12 protein-coding genes and 1 pseudogene are annotated in these 13,553 nt (G+C 70.6%); 4 read left to right on the top strand and 9 right to left on the bottom strand.

What is annotated here, in order from left to right; translation table 11 throughout:
- Positions 1-196: 196 nt before the first annotated feature.
- Both CUT39_RS02280 and CUT39_RS20970 read left to right on the top strand, forming a co-directional pair.
- Positions 197-1,291, top strand: a complete 1,095-nt coding sequence (locus CUT39_RS02280) for a type I restriction endonuclease (RefSeq protein WP_100444330.1) — start codon at positions 197-199, stop codon at positions 1,289-1,291.
- 137 nt (positions 1,292-1,428) lie between these two features.
- Positions 1,429-1,605 (top strand): annotated as a pseudogene (locus CUT39_RS20970) (PadR family transcriptional regulator); the annotation flags it as partial.
- Between the two features lie 378 nt (positions 1,606-1,983).
- Here the strand turns inward: CUT39_RS20970 and CUT39_RS20105 are convergent.
- Together CUT39_RS20105 and CUT39_RS02265 are read right to left on the bottom strand one after the other, a co-directional pair.
- The gene (locus CUT39_RS20105) at positions 1,984-2,598 is read right to left on the bottom strand and encodes a VOC family protein (protein ID WP_100444417.1); all 615 of its coding nucleotides are present in this window, start codon (positions 2,596-2,598) and stop codon (positions 1,984-1,986) included.
- A gap of 66 nt (positions 2,599-2,664) precedes the next feature.
- Complete coding sequence (locus CUT39_RS02265; protein ID WP_100444329.1) at positions 2,665-4,023, bottom strand: Hsp70 family protein; 1,359 nt, start codon at positions 4,021-4,023, stop codon at positions 2,665-2,667.
- Between the two features lie 107 nt (positions 4,024-4,130).
- Between CUT39_RS02265 and CUT39_RS02260 the strand changes: the two genes are divergently transcribed.
- Both CUT39_RS02260 and CUT39_RS02255 read left to right on the top strand, forming a co-directional pair.
- A complete protein-coding gene (locus tag CUT39_RS02260; protein WP_100444416.1) occupies positions 4,131-5,546 on the top strand; it encodes an MFS transporter in 1,416 nt (471 codons plus the stop codon).
- A gap of 235 nt (positions 5,547-5,781) precedes the next feature.
- Complete coding sequence (locus CUT39_RS02255; protein ID WP_100444328.1) at positions 5,782-6,123, top strand: RNA polymerase-binding protein RbpA; 342 nt, start codon at positions 5,782-5,784, stop codon at positions 6,121-6,123.
- Positions 6,124-6,163: 40 nt separating this feature from the next.
- On the opposite strand, the gene CUT39_RS02250 is transcribed toward CUT39_RS02255, so the two are convergent.
- The 7 genes from CUT39_RS02250 to CUT39_RS02220 form a co-directional block, all read right to left on the bottom strand.
- Positions 6,164-6,670, bottom strand: a complete 507-nt coding sequence (locus tag CUT39_RS02250; protein ID WP_157930432.1) for an FxsA family protein — start codon at positions 6,668-6,670, stop codon at positions 6,164-6,166.
- Positions 6,667-7,452: a polyprenol monophosphomannose synthase gene (locus tag CUT39_RS02245; protein ID WP_100444326.1), complete on the bottom strand. Its 786-nt coding sequence runs from the start codon at positions 7,450-7,452 to the stop codon at positions 6,667-6,669. The genes CUT39_RS02250 and CUT39_RS02245 overlap by 4 nt, the downstream gene beginning before the upstream one ends.
- An 8-nt stretch (positions 7,453-7,460) precedes the next feature.
- Positions 7,461-9,101, bottom strand: coding sequence for an apolipoprotein N-acyltransferase (lnt, locus tag CUT39_RS02240; protein WP_198586807.1), 1,641 nt, complete (start codon positions 9,099-9,101; stop codon positions 7,461-7,463).
- A gap of 518 nt (positions 9,102-9,619) precedes the next feature.
- The gene (locus CUT39_RS02235; protein ID WP_198586806.1) at positions 9,620-11,146 is read right to left on the bottom strand and encodes an amidohydrolase; all 1,527 of its coding nucleotides are present in this window, start codon (positions 11,144-11,146) and stop codon (positions 9,620-9,622) included.
- 13 nt (positions 11,147-11,159) lie between these two features.
- Positions 11,160-11,906 carry an amino acid ABC transporter ATP-binding protein gene (locus tag CUT39_RS02230; protein WP_100444324.1) on the bottom strand — a complete coding sequence of 249 codons (747 nt, stop codon included), beginning with the start codon at positions 11,904-11,906 and terminating at the stop codon, positions 11,160-11,162.
- Complete coding sequence (locus CUT39_RS02225; RefSeq protein ID WP_198586805.1) at positions 11,903-12,709, bottom strand: amino acid ABC transporter permease; 807 nt, start codon at positions 12,707-12,709, stop codon at positions 11,903-11,905. Before CUT39_RS02225 ends, CUT39_RS02230 begins: the two co-directional genes overlap by 4 nt.
- Complete coding sequence (locus CUT39_RS02220) at positions 12,709-13,488, bottom strand: transporter substrate-binding domain-containing protein (RefSeq protein ID WP_157930431.1); 780 nt, start codon at positions 13,486-13,488, stop codon at positions 12,709-12,711. Before CUT39_RS02220 ends, CUT39_RS02225 begins: the two co-directional genes overlap by 1 nt.
- Between the last annotated feature and the right edge of the window lie 65 nt (positions 13,489-13,553).

The raw sequence follows: 13,553 nt of genomic DNA, 5'->3' as shown, positions 1-13,553 counted from the left end.
TTCCTTCAGCCGCTCTGCCCTAAGCTCCTCCCCAACGGTCGCGAGTATGAAGTCCGCCAGCCGGCTCCAGACCACGACTCCTCCCCTATGTCATATGTCGCGCATACTTCCTGAACCGTGCTTCCGGAACCGTGTGCCCCCATATGACCGGCAGACCCGGCGACACCACGAGTTTCAGACCGCAAAGGAATGAGAGATGGACTTCAACGAGAAGATCTCGGCACTCACTACGAAGGTGCGGAGCGAGTGCGAGATGATCGAGACCGAAGAGGCGGCGAAGACCGCCTTCATCCTGCCCTTCATCTCCAACGTCCTCGGCTACGACGTTTTCGATCCCCTGGAGGTCATCCCCGAATTCACCGCCGATGTGGGGATGAAGAAGGGCGAGAAAGTCGATTACGCGATCCTCCGCGACGGGGAGGTGCAGATCCTCTTCGAGTGCAAGCGGTCGAAGGAACGGCTCACCGTCGAGCACGCCTCACAGCTCTATCGGTATTTCGCGGTCACGAACGCGAGGATCGCGGTCCTCACCAACGGTGAGGTGTACCAGTTCTACACCGATCTCGAGGCGTCGAACCGGATGGATTCGAAACCGTTTCTCGTGCTCGACTTCGGCGACCTCGACGAGACCCTGCTTCCGGAGCTCCGCAAGCTCACCAAGGAGGCGTTCAATCTCGATTCGATCATCAGCGCCGCCGAGGAACTCAAGTACATCGGACAGATCAAGCGCACCCTCGCCGACCAGTTCAAGGAGCCGGACGTCGAATGGGTCCGGTTCCTCACCACGCGCGTCTACGACCGGGCCTTCACCCAGAAGGCCCGCGAGCAGTTCACCCCGCTGGTCATGAAGGCCGCCCGCCAGTTCATCAACGATCAGGTCAACGCCCGGCTCCAATCAGCGCTGGGTTCGAACTTCCCGGAGTCGGCCGAGCCCGAGACCTCTGAACCCGTGAAGCAGGAGACCGAGAACGACACGGACGCCGAACGCGAAACCGGAGTCGAGACGACACTCGAAGAGATCGGCGGATACCAGATCGTGAAAGCCATCGCGTGCAGCCAGGTCAAGCCGCATCGGATCGTCCAGCGAGACGCCAAGTCCTATTTCGCGATCATTCTCGACGACAACAACCGCAAGCCGATCGCGCGCCTGCACTTCAACGGGAAGCGGAAGAAGTACATCGGCACCTTCGACGCCGACAAGAACGAGTCTCGCCACGCGATCGACTCCCTCGACGACATCTACCTGTACGCCGACCCCATCCGCGAATCCGTCCGCAGGTACGTGGACTGACCGAGCCGCCGGAGGTCTTTGGTGAGGGCGCGGGCTTAGCCCGCGCTCCTGTTCTGCGGTGCCTGCGGCGGTGGGGACCCGGAGAGGTCTAAAACCTCGGTGTCGATATATATTTGCTGTTGTGTCATGATGGACGCATGCTGAAGATGGCGATACTCGGGTTCCTGCGCGACTTCCCGCTGCACGGATACGACCTCAAGAACCGGGTCGCGGCCCTCGCCGGGCACGTACGGCCCATCGCCGACGGGACCCTCTACCCCACCATCAAGAAACTCGAAGAGGCCGGATGCCTCACCCGCCGCACCGCCCCCGGCTCGGTCGCCGCCCCGCGGCACATGCTCGAGATCACCCAGGAGGGCACCGACCAGCTCCGCCGGTGGCTGCGCAACCCCGAACCGGTGTTCATCACCGACGACAACAAGTGGTACGTGCTGCTGGCGTTCCTGCACCACCTCGACAACCCCCGCGAACAGGCGATCGTCCTGGCCCGGCGCCGGGAGTACCTGGACCAGCCCACGCAACTGTTCTACGACGAAGCCGGCCGACCGGTGCCGCCCGAACGGCTCGAGTCGCCCTTCCGGAAGGGCCTCATGCAGATCCACCGCTCGGTCAACCTCACCGAGATCGACTGGCTCGACCGGCAGACCGGCGAACTCAACCGCCGCGCCGGCTACGCTACCGGGCCCCGAGCCTTAGCCGGCGGCCTCCCACTCGAACCCGTCCGGGTCGGTGAACGGCCCGGCCTCGCCGACGATCACGATCCGGTGCGAACCCGAGCCCTCTGCGGAGACGCCGGCGACCTTGGCCAGCGCGCGGCGACCGTACAGGGCCAGATTGACCGGGCTCGACGGCGTATCGAACTCCACGTACTTGCGGCCGAAGCTCTTTCCCACCGCCAGGCCGCGGTCGACGTAGAACCGCTTCGTGGCGGCCACGTCCGCGACGCCCAGCAGGAGCACGATCTGGTCGAACTTCCGGCTCGCCGGTCCGGAGTTCTTCTTCTTCGAGGTCGAGACCTGCCAGATCGTGCCGTCCGGGGCCCGCACGACGCCCCCGTAGCCCCAGAACGACTTCGCCGCCGGCTTCAGTTCCTCGGCGCCGGCCTCGAGGGCGGCGCCGACCAAGGCGTCGGCGTCCGCCGGCTGGGCGACGATCAGCGACAGCGTGAACCCGCGGAAGCCGGTCGTCGGCGCCTGCGCCGACCGCAGGCGCACCTGCCGCTCGTCCAGCCCGAAGGCGGTGGTGTAGAACGCTTCGGCGGCCGCCGGGTCGTCGGCCTCGATGGTGATCGATTCGATGGAAGTCATGGCCACCAGGCTATGCGCGCCGGCCGGGCCGCGCTTCTCGATTCCTGACCGTTCCGGCCGCCGGTCTCAGTTCAGGATGGTCGCCAGCAGCACGAAGAACACCACGAATAGGATCACCACGGTCGCGCCGGTGAACAGCACCGCCGGCTCTTGCAGCAGCGGGCGCCTGCCCGGCTGGACCTGCTGCGGACGGGCCATCGTCTGCGGCGCCGACTGCTGGGGCTGCACCGGCGTCTGCGGCGGCAGCATGTTCGGCGCCGGGGCCGGCGGCCGCGGCCCGCCGCCCATGGCTCCCGGGGCCGGCGAGGGCGAGACCGGGCCGCCCGAGGTCGGGCCGGACGGGGAGGACTCGGCCGGGGACGGACCGGTGGAGGCGCGCACCGCACCCTCGACCACGACCGTCTCGGGCTGCTCGAACGTCTGCGGCGGCACGCCCAGCTTGGTGTGGATCAACTGGGAGATCATCGGAATGCGCGAGGAGCCGCCCACCAGGAAGATGCCCACCAGGTCGGCCGCGTTCAACCGGGCCGCCGAGTTCGCCCGCTGCAGGCAGTCGACGGTCCGCTCCAGCGGCGGCCGGGCGATGTCCTCGAACTCGGCGCGGGTCAGGTGGGCGTCGACCTCGAGCGCCGGCAGGTGGATGTCGGCGCTGGCGGTGCGCGAGAGGGTCTCCTTGGCGCCGCGGACGTCCTCATAGAGCATGCGCCGGTAGCGGCGGTCGCGGTCGTCGGCGGGGCTGAGCAGGCGCCGCCAGTCCTCGGGGTGGGACTTGCCGTAGGTCGTGCCGAGGTGCTCGACGATGCCGTGGTCGAAGTCCAGGCCGCCGACGTCGCCGATGCCTTCCTCCGCGAGCACCTCGAAACCGGTCTGGGTGCGGCGCACCACGGTCGCGTCGAAGGTGCCGCCGCCGAGGTCGTAGATCGCCAGGCTGCGCCCGGGTGGGACCGCGGTGCCCAGCACGGAGGTGAAATAGGACGCCGCGGCGACCGGCTCCGGGATGAGCTGCGGCTGCGGCAGTCCGGCCAGGCGCGCGGCGTCGGCCAGGATCGAGCGGCGGCGTTCGCCCCACCGCGCCGGGTGGGTCAGGCGGACCTGCCCGGGCATCTGCCCGGCCTGGCGCTGCGCCTCGACTGCGACTTGCTGCAGCACGTAGGCGAACACCTGCGGCACCGGGATCTCGGAGGTGCCCAGGAACACCGAGCCGTCGTCGATGCGGCGCTTCGGGTTGGGCTCGAACCGCGCCGGGTCCATGCGGGCGTTGCGCTCGGCGTCGCGTCCGACGAGCATGCGGCCGTCGGAGTTGTAGTAGACCGCCGAGGGCAGGATCGGGGCGCCGTCGAACAGCAGCGGTCGGACGCGGCCGTCGGCCGAGCGGAGCACGGCGACGGTGTTCGAGGTCCCGAAGTCGATTCCAAGCACGTGCATGTGAGAACTCCTTGTCTGCCCACACCATACTGGTCACCGACACCGCCGTCGCGACCCGTTCGGCGTTCATCCGGTCGTCGGCCCGCGTTCACGGCCGCAGTGGCAGGATGGTCGGCAGCGCGGCGAGCTCGGTCGGCCCGCCCACCGCCTGGACTTGGAAAGCGAGATCCACCTTGCCCCTGCCCTCGGACTCACAGTTCGGTTCGACACGCCGCGAACGGCTCGGCTGGTACGCCTATGACTGGGCGAATCAGCCGTTCATCACCACCGTCATGACCGTTCTCGGAACGGTCTACCTCACCCGTCTGGCGTCGGTGGCCGCCGGGTGCGCCGAGGACTGCTCCGGCGTCCAGGTGGACATGCTCGGCGCGGCGGTGCCGATCGGTTCGCTGTGGGCCTACACGACGTCGGCCTCGGTGCTGATCACGGTAGTGCTGCTGCCGATCGTGGGCGCAGCGGCCGACCGCAGCCCCCGCAAGCGCCGGATGCTGGCCGGCTTCGCTTTCACCGGGTCGGCGCTGGTGTTCGCGTTCGTCTTCATCGGCGCCGGCTCGGGCCAGTACGGACTGGCCGCGTTCCTGATCCTCGCCGCCAACATCGCCTACGGCTGCTCGATCGTGGTCTACGACTCGTTCCTGCCGCAGTTGGCCGCCCCGGACGACCGCGACCGGATGTCGTCGGTGGGCTGGGCGTTCGCCTACCTGGCCGCGGCCGTGTTCCTGCTGCTCAACCTGGTTTCGATCAGTTTCGCCGAGCGGCTGGGCGTCTCGGAGCTGACGGCGGTCCAGTACGGGATGGCGGCCACCGGGCTGTGGTGGGCCGGTTGGACGGTGTTCGTGCTCGTGCGCCTGCCGGACCGCAGGCCGGTGGTGGACACGAGCGTGTCGCTGCTGCGGCAGTTGGGATCGACGCTGGCCGAACTGCGGCACTACCCGTACACGCTGCTGTTCCTGGCGGCGTTCCTGCTGTACTCGGACGGGATCTCGACGGTGCTGGCGCTCGTGGGCACCTACGGGGACCAGGAGCTCCATCTGGGGGCCGACTCGCTGGTCATGGCGATCCTGCTGGTCCAGTTCGTCAACTTCGGCGGGGCGCTGGCGATGAAGCAGATCGCCGTCCGCATCGGCGCCTACAAGACGGTGATGCTCGGCCTGGTCGGCTGGTGCGGGGTGGTGGTCGGCGCCTACTGGCTGCCCGAGCGGGAGGTGCTGCCGTTCCTGGCGCTGGGGATCGGCCTCGGCTGCGTCATGGGCGGCACTCAGGCGCTGTCGCGGTCGCTGTACTCCCAACTGATCCCGCCGGGCAAGTCGGCGGCCTACTTCGGCGTATACCAGATCGCCGACCGGGGCACCTCCTGGATCGGTCCGCTCATGTTCGGCCTGGTCGTGCAGATCACCGGCAGCATGCGGGCCGGCGTGGCGGGTCTGGTGGTCTTCTTCGCGCTGGGTTTGGTGCTGCTGGCGCTGGTGCCGATGCGCCGCGCGATCGAGGCGGTCGGGAACGTGCCGCCGCACCGGCTGTGAGGCCACGCGATCGCCGTGACGGCGATGAGGCGGTGCTGTGTCACACTTCAAGGGGACGACCATGGCGGTCGCGGCCCCGCCGCGTCACACTTGAGGGTCGACGCCGGGATGGAAACGGCCCGGCCGCGGCGTCGACACAGTGCCAACCCCGCAATTCGGCGTGATCGGCGGGGAGTCCGACCAGGACAAGAGCGTTGTCAGGGCTACAAAGTGCTCGAGGAAAGTGCAGGGGAACATGGGCGACAGAATGCTGAGGGGCTCGCGTCTCGGCGCCGTCAGCTACGAATCGGACCGGAACACGGAGCTGGCACCGCGCCAGACCCGCGATTACGTCTGCCCGCGGGGCCACCGCTTCGAGGTGCCCTTCGCCGTCGAGGCCGAGATCCCGCTGACGTGGGAGTGCCGCCTGGACGGGACGACGGCCAAACTCGTCGACGGCGACGAGCCGGAGTCGAAGAAGAGCAAACCGCCGCGCACCCACTGGGACATGCTGCTGGAGCGCCGCTCGATGGAGGAGCTCGAGGAGATCCTCGACGAGCGACTGCAGGAGATGCGCGCCCGCCGCGGCGAGAACTGACGAGGCGTCGCCGTGGCAGGCCACGGCTCGCGGGCCCCGGTCACTCGATGGTCCGGGGCCCTTTTTCGTGTCCCGGGCCGCCCCCCGGTTCGTCGTCGCGTTCGTCGACCACCTCGCCGTCGATGACGTCGCCGCGCTGGCCGAACCGCACCTGCGGGGTGCGGGCGGCGAGGTACCGGCCCAGGCCGCGGAACAGCAGCCGGGTCGGCGGGAACAGCAGGAGCAGGCCGAGCAGGTCGGTCACGAAGCCGGGGACGATCAGGGCCACCGCCCCGCCTACGGCGTAGCCGTTCGGCGGTTCCCGGGTGGGGTCGCCGCCGGAGTTGAGGTACTCGCGCGCCGCCGCCAGGGACCTGGCGCCGGCGTACTGGAGCACCACGAGGCCGACGAAGGTGGTGGCGACGAAGACCAGCGCGGTGTACCAGAAGCCGATCAGATAGGCCAGGCCGAAGAACGCGGCGGCCTCGGCGACCACCCAGGCCGCCAGCGCCACCCGGATCGGATAGGGGGCCCGCGGTGGTTCGGTGGGTGGCCGTTGGTCTGTCACCGTTCCATCCTGCCACGGCCGAAGCGGTGCCGGAGTCGGCGAGCGCGGTGGGCGAGCCCCCACTTGGTCACGTTGCGCAGTGCCTCGACGGTGATGGCGCGGTTCATCTTGGAGGCGCCGGCGCGGCGCTCGGTGAAGGTGATGGGGATCTCCCGGATCTCCAGGCCGGAGCGGGCCGCCCGCCAGGTCAGGTCGATCTGGAAGCAGTAGCCGACCGAGGTGACCGTGTCGAGTTGGAGCTTGTGCAGCGAGTCGAGTCGGTAGGCGCGGTAGCCGGCGGTGACGTCCCGGACGTCGAGTCCGAGCATCAGGCGGGTGTAGATCCCGGCCCCGCGCGAGAGTGCCAGGCGGTGGAACGGCCAGTTGCGGACGCGGCCGCCGGGGATGTAGCGCGAGCCGATCGCCAGGTCGGCGTCGGCGAGCGCGGCCAGCAGGCGCGGCAGGTCGGCGGGGTCGTGGGAGCCGTCGGCGTCCATCTCGACCACGGCGCGGTAGCCGTGTTCGCCGGCCCAGTCGAAGGCGGCCAGGTAGGCGGCGCCGAGGCCGCGTTTCCCGGGGCGGTGGAGCACGTGGACGCGGTCGTCGGCCGCCGCGATGCGGTCGGCGATCTCGCCGGTGCCGTCGGGCGAGTTGTCGTCGACGATCAGCAGGTCGGCCTTGCCGGTCGCGGTCAGTGCGGCTTCGATGGTGGTCTCGAGGTTGTCGCGCTCGTTGTAGGTGGGTATGGCGACGATGGCCGGGCCCGGCTCGGTGCCGGTCGCTGGGTCCGGTGTGGTGGTCATGGTGCTTCCTATGGCTCGGGCCGGCGGTCGGCTCGACGCTGCCGGAGGTGCGGTGCCGCCGCTGCCGCCAGGGCGGCGAGGGCGGCGCCGGTGAGGACTGCTTCTGGGAGGATACCGGCTTGCGTGGCCGGTGTGGACCGCTCTGAGAGGGTGAGGTCCTGTTGGATCACCGCGGCGGTGTTGAAGTCGGTGGCCTGGTGGGTCTCGCCGGTGTGGTCGGTGAAGGCCGACACGCCGACGGTGGAGGCCATCAGGCCGTCGCGGCCGTGCTCGATCGAGCGCAGCCGGACCATCGCGAGCTGCTGGTGGGCTTCGGCGTTGTCGAAGGTGGCGTTGTTGGTCTGGACGGCCAGGAGTCCGGCGCCGTCGCGGACCGAGGCGGTGGTTTCGGCGTCGAAGGCGATCTCGAAGCAGATCAGGCCGGAGAGGGTGAGGTCGCCGACTTCGACGACGCCGGGCTCGTCGCCGGGCTCGAACCCGGCGACCGAGTCGATGCCGTCGGCCATGCGCGGGTCGATCCAGCCGGCGACGGTGCGGAAGAAGCCTTTGTGGGGGACGTATTCGGCGAACGGCACCGGGTGGCGTTTGGCGTAGGTGTGGACGGGGCCTTCGGCGGGATCCCAGACGATGCTCATGTTGTAGCGGTGCTCGCCGTCGTCGACGATGGCGCCCAGCACGATGGGGACGCCGATCTCGGCGGCGGCCCGGCTGATGAGGTCGTAGGCGTCCTGGTTGGCCAGCGGGTCGATGTCGGCGGCGTTCTCGGGCCAGACGACCAGGTCGGGGCGTTCGGCGCGGCCTGCGGCGACGTCGTCGGCCAGGTCGATGGTGGCCTCGGCGTGGTTGTCGAGTACGGCGCGGCGCTGGGCGTTGAAGTCGAGTCCGAGGCGGGGGACGTTGCCTTGGACGACGGCGACGTTCACCGGTTCGCCGTCGGGGGCGGTGGTACCGATGGGGAGTGCGGCGGGGGCGATGGTGGCGGCCGCGGCGGCGGCGACGAAGGCGGTGGTCCGGCGCCGGTCCGGGCGGCGCCACAGGGCGGTGAGGAGGAGGCCGCCGGTGAGGGCGGTCAGGAATGTGACCAGGGGGGCGCCGCCGAGCCAGGCCGCGGCCGCGGTGGGGGCGTCGGCCTGGCTGAAGGCGAGGCGGCCCCAGGGGAAGCCGCCGAACGGTTGGCGATCGCGCAGTGCTTCTTGGGCGACCCAGGCGAGGCCGGTGATCGGCGCCCAGGTCCACCGGTGCCGGTCGATCAGGCGCGAGCAGGCGGCGAGCGCGGCGCCGAGCAGGGCGGTGCCGATCGCTTCGAGGGCGGACAGGAAGATCCAGGGCCACTGGCCGACCTGGGTGGAGGTCCACGCCAGCAGGGGCAGGAAGAACGCCGCGCCGTAGGCGAATCCGAGGCCGAGGCCGGCGCGGGCGCGGCGGCGGTGGACGGCGGCGCCGAGTCCGGCTACCGAGAGTGCGGCCAGCGGCCACCAGCCCAGCGGTGGGAACGCCGGGACCGCGAGGCCGCCGGAGGCGGCGGCGAGGGCCAGGGCGACCGGGAGGGTCGGGCGGGGCCCGAGCGGCGAGTCGGTGGTGAGTCCGCGGCGGCGGCTGGGAGCGTCCTGCGGTGGTTCGGCGGCGTCGCGGTCGATGACGGTGGCCAAGGAGGTGCTCCTTCGTGCTGCGGCTCGCGGCGCCGAGCGGGCCGCGAGGGAGGGGCTTCCAGCCTACCCGCGGGGACGGCAAAGGGGCGTAGCCGTGTCTGCGCTACGCCCCTCGCACGGGTTTCTCCCAGTCCCTGTACGGCCGGTGTCCCCTGCGGCGTCGGCCGGTGATCTTCGGACCAACCCGCAGCCCTCTGGCTGAGTGACGGCGAGTTGTTGTCTAGGGATCACCTGCGTCTGCTGCGGGTCCACCACCGGCGACCGGCTCGCCTCCTCCGCCGACCCCCGCGATCTGGACCTGGCCGCCGACGGCAATGCGGCCGCGTTGCCGTCTTGTCCAGTCTGCGTGGGAGCAAAGCAAGTCGAGTCGCCCCCGACGTTCGGCGAGCGCCCGGTTCCGGGTCGATCGCCGAGGACGAGACCACCGTAAGCCAATCGGTGCCGTCGGCGTCAACCGGGTCGGAATTTTGGCCCGGCAATTTTTCTCGCATCCGCTGCGGTCGTTGCGAATTCGCAGGTCACAAGGTGGCGTGCACCGGGTGTCCGTCGGCGACGGTCAGCACGCACTCGGGTACGGGGAGTTCGGGGTCACTCAGCTCGGTGAGTTCGGTGGCGGGGGTGTCCCAGGCGGCGAGGTGGGCCCGCATGCCGGGGGCGAGGGCGCCGGCGTCGTCGATGCCGAGTGCGCGCCAGCCGCCGCGGGTGGCGGCGGTGAACGCCGCGGTCGGCGACAGTCGCGATCGGGGGTTGTGGTGGCCGGTGGCGGCGCGGACGGCGCCCCAGGGGTCGATGGGGGTGACCGGGGCGTCGGAGCCGAGGGCGAGCGGGACGCCGACGCCGGCCATCGCGGCGAACGGGTTGGATTCCCAGGCGGCGGCGACGCCGAGACGGGCGGCGTACATGCCGTCGTGGCCGCCCCAGGCGGCGTCGAAGGCGGGCTGGACCGAGGCGTGGGTGCCGTAGTGGACCATGCGGCCGGTCAGGGCCGTGTCGGGCAGTTCGGCGTGTTCGATGCGGTGGCGGGCGTCTCGGAGGTCGTCGAGGCCGATGGTCGGCTCGGCCAGGTCGAGGCCGTCGAGGACGGTGGCGATGGCGCCGTCGCCGATGGCGTGGAAGGCGGCCGGCAGGCCGTGGCGGTGGCAGTCGGCGAGGTGGTCGCGGACCTGTTCGGCGGTGAGGTATCGGGCGCCGCTGGTGGAGGGCCGGTCGCGGTAGGGCTCGCGGAGGTAGGCGGTGCGGGCGCCGAGGGAGCCGTCGATCGACAGGTCGCCGCCGCAGCCGTGGGCGCCGAGTTCGCGGGCTTTCTCGGCGGCGCACAGTTCGCCCCACCAGCCGTGGACGAGGGGGTTGCCGGGGCGGGCGCCGAGGTCGATCAGTCCGGTGAATTCGGCTTCGACGCCCGGGTCGGTGGCGACCGGGACGGCGTGCTCGACGACGGCGGCGACGCCGAGGCTCGCGGCGCGGTCGAGGGCGGCTTGGACGAGGTCGAGCCGCTGGGCGAGGGGTGTGGCGGCGCCCAGCAGGCCGCGGGCGGACCGGTGCGCTTCCCGGGTGAGTACGCCGTCGGCGTCGGCGGCGATCCGGGGATGTTCGGCCAGGACGCGGGGGCCGGCGATGCCGGTGTGCCCGCAGGCTCGGGACAGGTAGGTCAGGCGCCCGCCGGCGGCGTGCTCGATCGCTTCGGGGCTGGGCAGGGCGGGGTCGTCCCAGGTGGTCTCGTCCCAGCCGCCGGCGAGGACGACCGCGTCGGTCGGCAGGCCTGCGGCGTGGTCGGCGACCCGTTTCAGCAGTTCGGAGGCCGAGCCGACGTCGGCCAGGTGCAGGCCGGTCAGGGAGGCGCCGGTGCCGGCCAGGTGGGTGTGGGAGTCGATGAATGCGGGGGTGACCAGGGCGCCGGCGAGGTCGACGGTGCGGTCGGCGCTCGGGGCGTCGCGGTCGGTGCCGATCCAGGCGACGGTGTCGCCCTCGATGAGGAGGGCGGTGGCGTCGGGGCTGGTGGGGCTCAGGACGCGGCCGCCTCGCCACAGGGTCTTCTCGAGGCTCATGCCTCCCATTGTCTCAGTCGGCCGGATGGAGCACGCGGTGGAGGAAGCTCTGAGCGCGTTCGGTCCGGGGGCCGGTGAGGACTTCGGCGGGCGGGCCTTGTTCGACGATGACGCCGCCGTCGATGAACACGACCCGGTCGGCGACCTCGCGGGCGAAGCCCATCTCGTGGGTGACCACGATCATCGTCATGCCGTCGGCGGCCAGGCCCTTCATGACCGCGAGCACGTCGCCGACCAGTTCGGGGTCGAGGGCGCTGGTGGGCTCGTCGAACAGCATCAGCTTCGGGCCCATGGCCAGGGCCCGGGCGATGGCGACGCGCTGCTGCTGGCCGCCGGAGAGCCGGCCGGGCCGGTCGTGGTCCTTGTCTTCGACGCCGACCTCGTGCAGGCGCCGGCGGGCCTCGTCCTCGGCGGCCTTGCGGTCGCGGCCGAGGACGCGGCGCTGGGCGATGGCGACGTTGTCGAGGATGGACAGGTGGCTGAACAGGTTGAAGTGCTGGAAGACCATGCCGATCTCGCGGCGGGCGGCGTCGATGTCGACGTCGGGGTCGGTCATGTCGTGCCCGGCGGCGCCGATGGCGCCCGAGGTGGGGTCTTCGAGGAGGTTGATGCAGCGCAGGAGGGTGGACTTGCCGGATCCGGACGGCCCGATGACGCACACGACCTCGCCTTCGGCGACCTCGAGATCGATGCCGCGGAGGACCTCGTTGCCGCCGAAGCGTTTGTGGAGATCTCGGATGGACACGAGCGGCTCGCTCATCCGCGGCCCTCCTTGTCTTCGAGGCGGCGGGCCAGGGTCGACAGCGGGACGGTCACCAGCAGGTAGAGCAGGCCGCCGATCAGCAGCGGGGTGGCGTTGGCGTTGGCGGTCAGTTCGGCGCGGGCGAAGCGGGTCAGTTCCATGGTGCCGGTGGTGACGCCGAGGACGAACACGAGCGAGGAGTCCTTGGTCAGCAGCACCAGTTCGTTGGTCAGCGGGGGGACGACGATGCGGATCGCCTGCGGCAGGACGACGGTGACCATGGTGCGGGTGTGGCTCATGCCCAGCGACCTGGCCGCCTCGACCTGGCCTCGGGGGACGGCCTGGATGCCGGCGCGGACCGATTCGGCGATGTAGGCCGAGCTGGTCAGTCCCAGGCCGAGTGCGACCTGGCCGTAGACGCCGCCGGGGTACTGGAGGCCCGGGAACGCCTGCGGGACGCCGAAGCCGACCAGGAACAGCACCAGCAGCGCCGGCAGGCCGCGGAAGAGTTCGACGTAGGCGGTGGCGAACCAGCGGTACGGGCCGAACCCGGAGGTGCGCATGAGCGCGATGGGGACGCCGACGACCATGCCGGACGCGAACGCCAGCAGCGTGTAGGCGACGGTGTTGCCGAAAGCGGTCCACACCTGCGGGAACATCGCCGCGGCGATGTCGGCGCGGAGGAAGGACTCGGCGATGCGCCCCCAGTCGGCCAGCGCGGCGGCCACGGCGATCGCAGCCATGACGACGGTGTACTGGGTCGCGCGGGCCAGGCGGCGGCGCCCGCGCGGCGTGAGCCGGCCGCGGGTCTGGACGGCCACTAGTCCACGCTGCCCTCGGTGTAGGGCTCGCCGATCCACTGCTCGTAGAGTTCGGCGTAGGTGCCGTCCTCGAAGGCCTGGTCGAGCATGGCGTTGACCTCTTCGAGCAGTTCGGTGTCGTCGCGCTGGACGGCGAAGCCGTAGTGCTCGTCGGTCTCGATGGCGTCGACCAGGACCAGTCCGGAGTCGGATTCGACCATCCGGGTCCAGGTGGCGAGGTCGGCGATGGAGGCCTGGGCGCTGTCGGAGCTGAGGGCCGAGGCGATGGCGCCCATGGTGTCGAAGCGGACGACTTCGAAGCCGTACCGGTCGGCGATGGAGTCGGCGTACGCTTCGCCGGTGGTGGCCGATTGGACGGCGACGCGGGTGTCGGCCAGGTCGTCCAGGCTCGCGATGTCGGCGTCCTCGGTGGTGACGAAGGCCTGGTCGGCGCGGTAGTAGGCCTGGGACATGCCCATGGCCTGCTGCCGCTGCTCGGTGATGGTGATGCCGGCGGCGGCGATGTCGCAGGTGCCGGAGTCGAGCGCCGAGCCCGACTGGATGGAGTCGAAGTCGATCTCGACCACTTCCATCCGCTGGTCGAGGCGGTCGGCCAGCAGTTGCATGAGGTCGATGTCGAAGCCGACGTATTCGCCGTCCTCTTGGGATTCGAAGGGGACGAACGGGGTGTTGGTGCAGACGGTCAGGGTGTCGTCTTCGGCGCCGGTAGAGCAGGCTGCGGCCAGGCCGGTGCCGATCAGGGCGATGGCGGCCGCGACGCGGCGGGCGTTGGTGTTCACCGGGTTGCTCCTTGTTCGCTGCGGACGGTTGCCGGTGTCCGGGCCGGACGTCTCCATCGTCTTGC

Source organism: Glycomyces xiaoerkulensis (assembly GCF_002798405.1).
GTDB lineage: Bacteria > Actinomycetota > Actinomycetes > Mycobacteriales > Micromonosporaceae > Glycomyces > Glycomyces xiaoerkulensis.
Note: the sequence above shows the minus strand (reverse complement) of the source record. Positions and strands in the feature narration are given on the sequence as shown.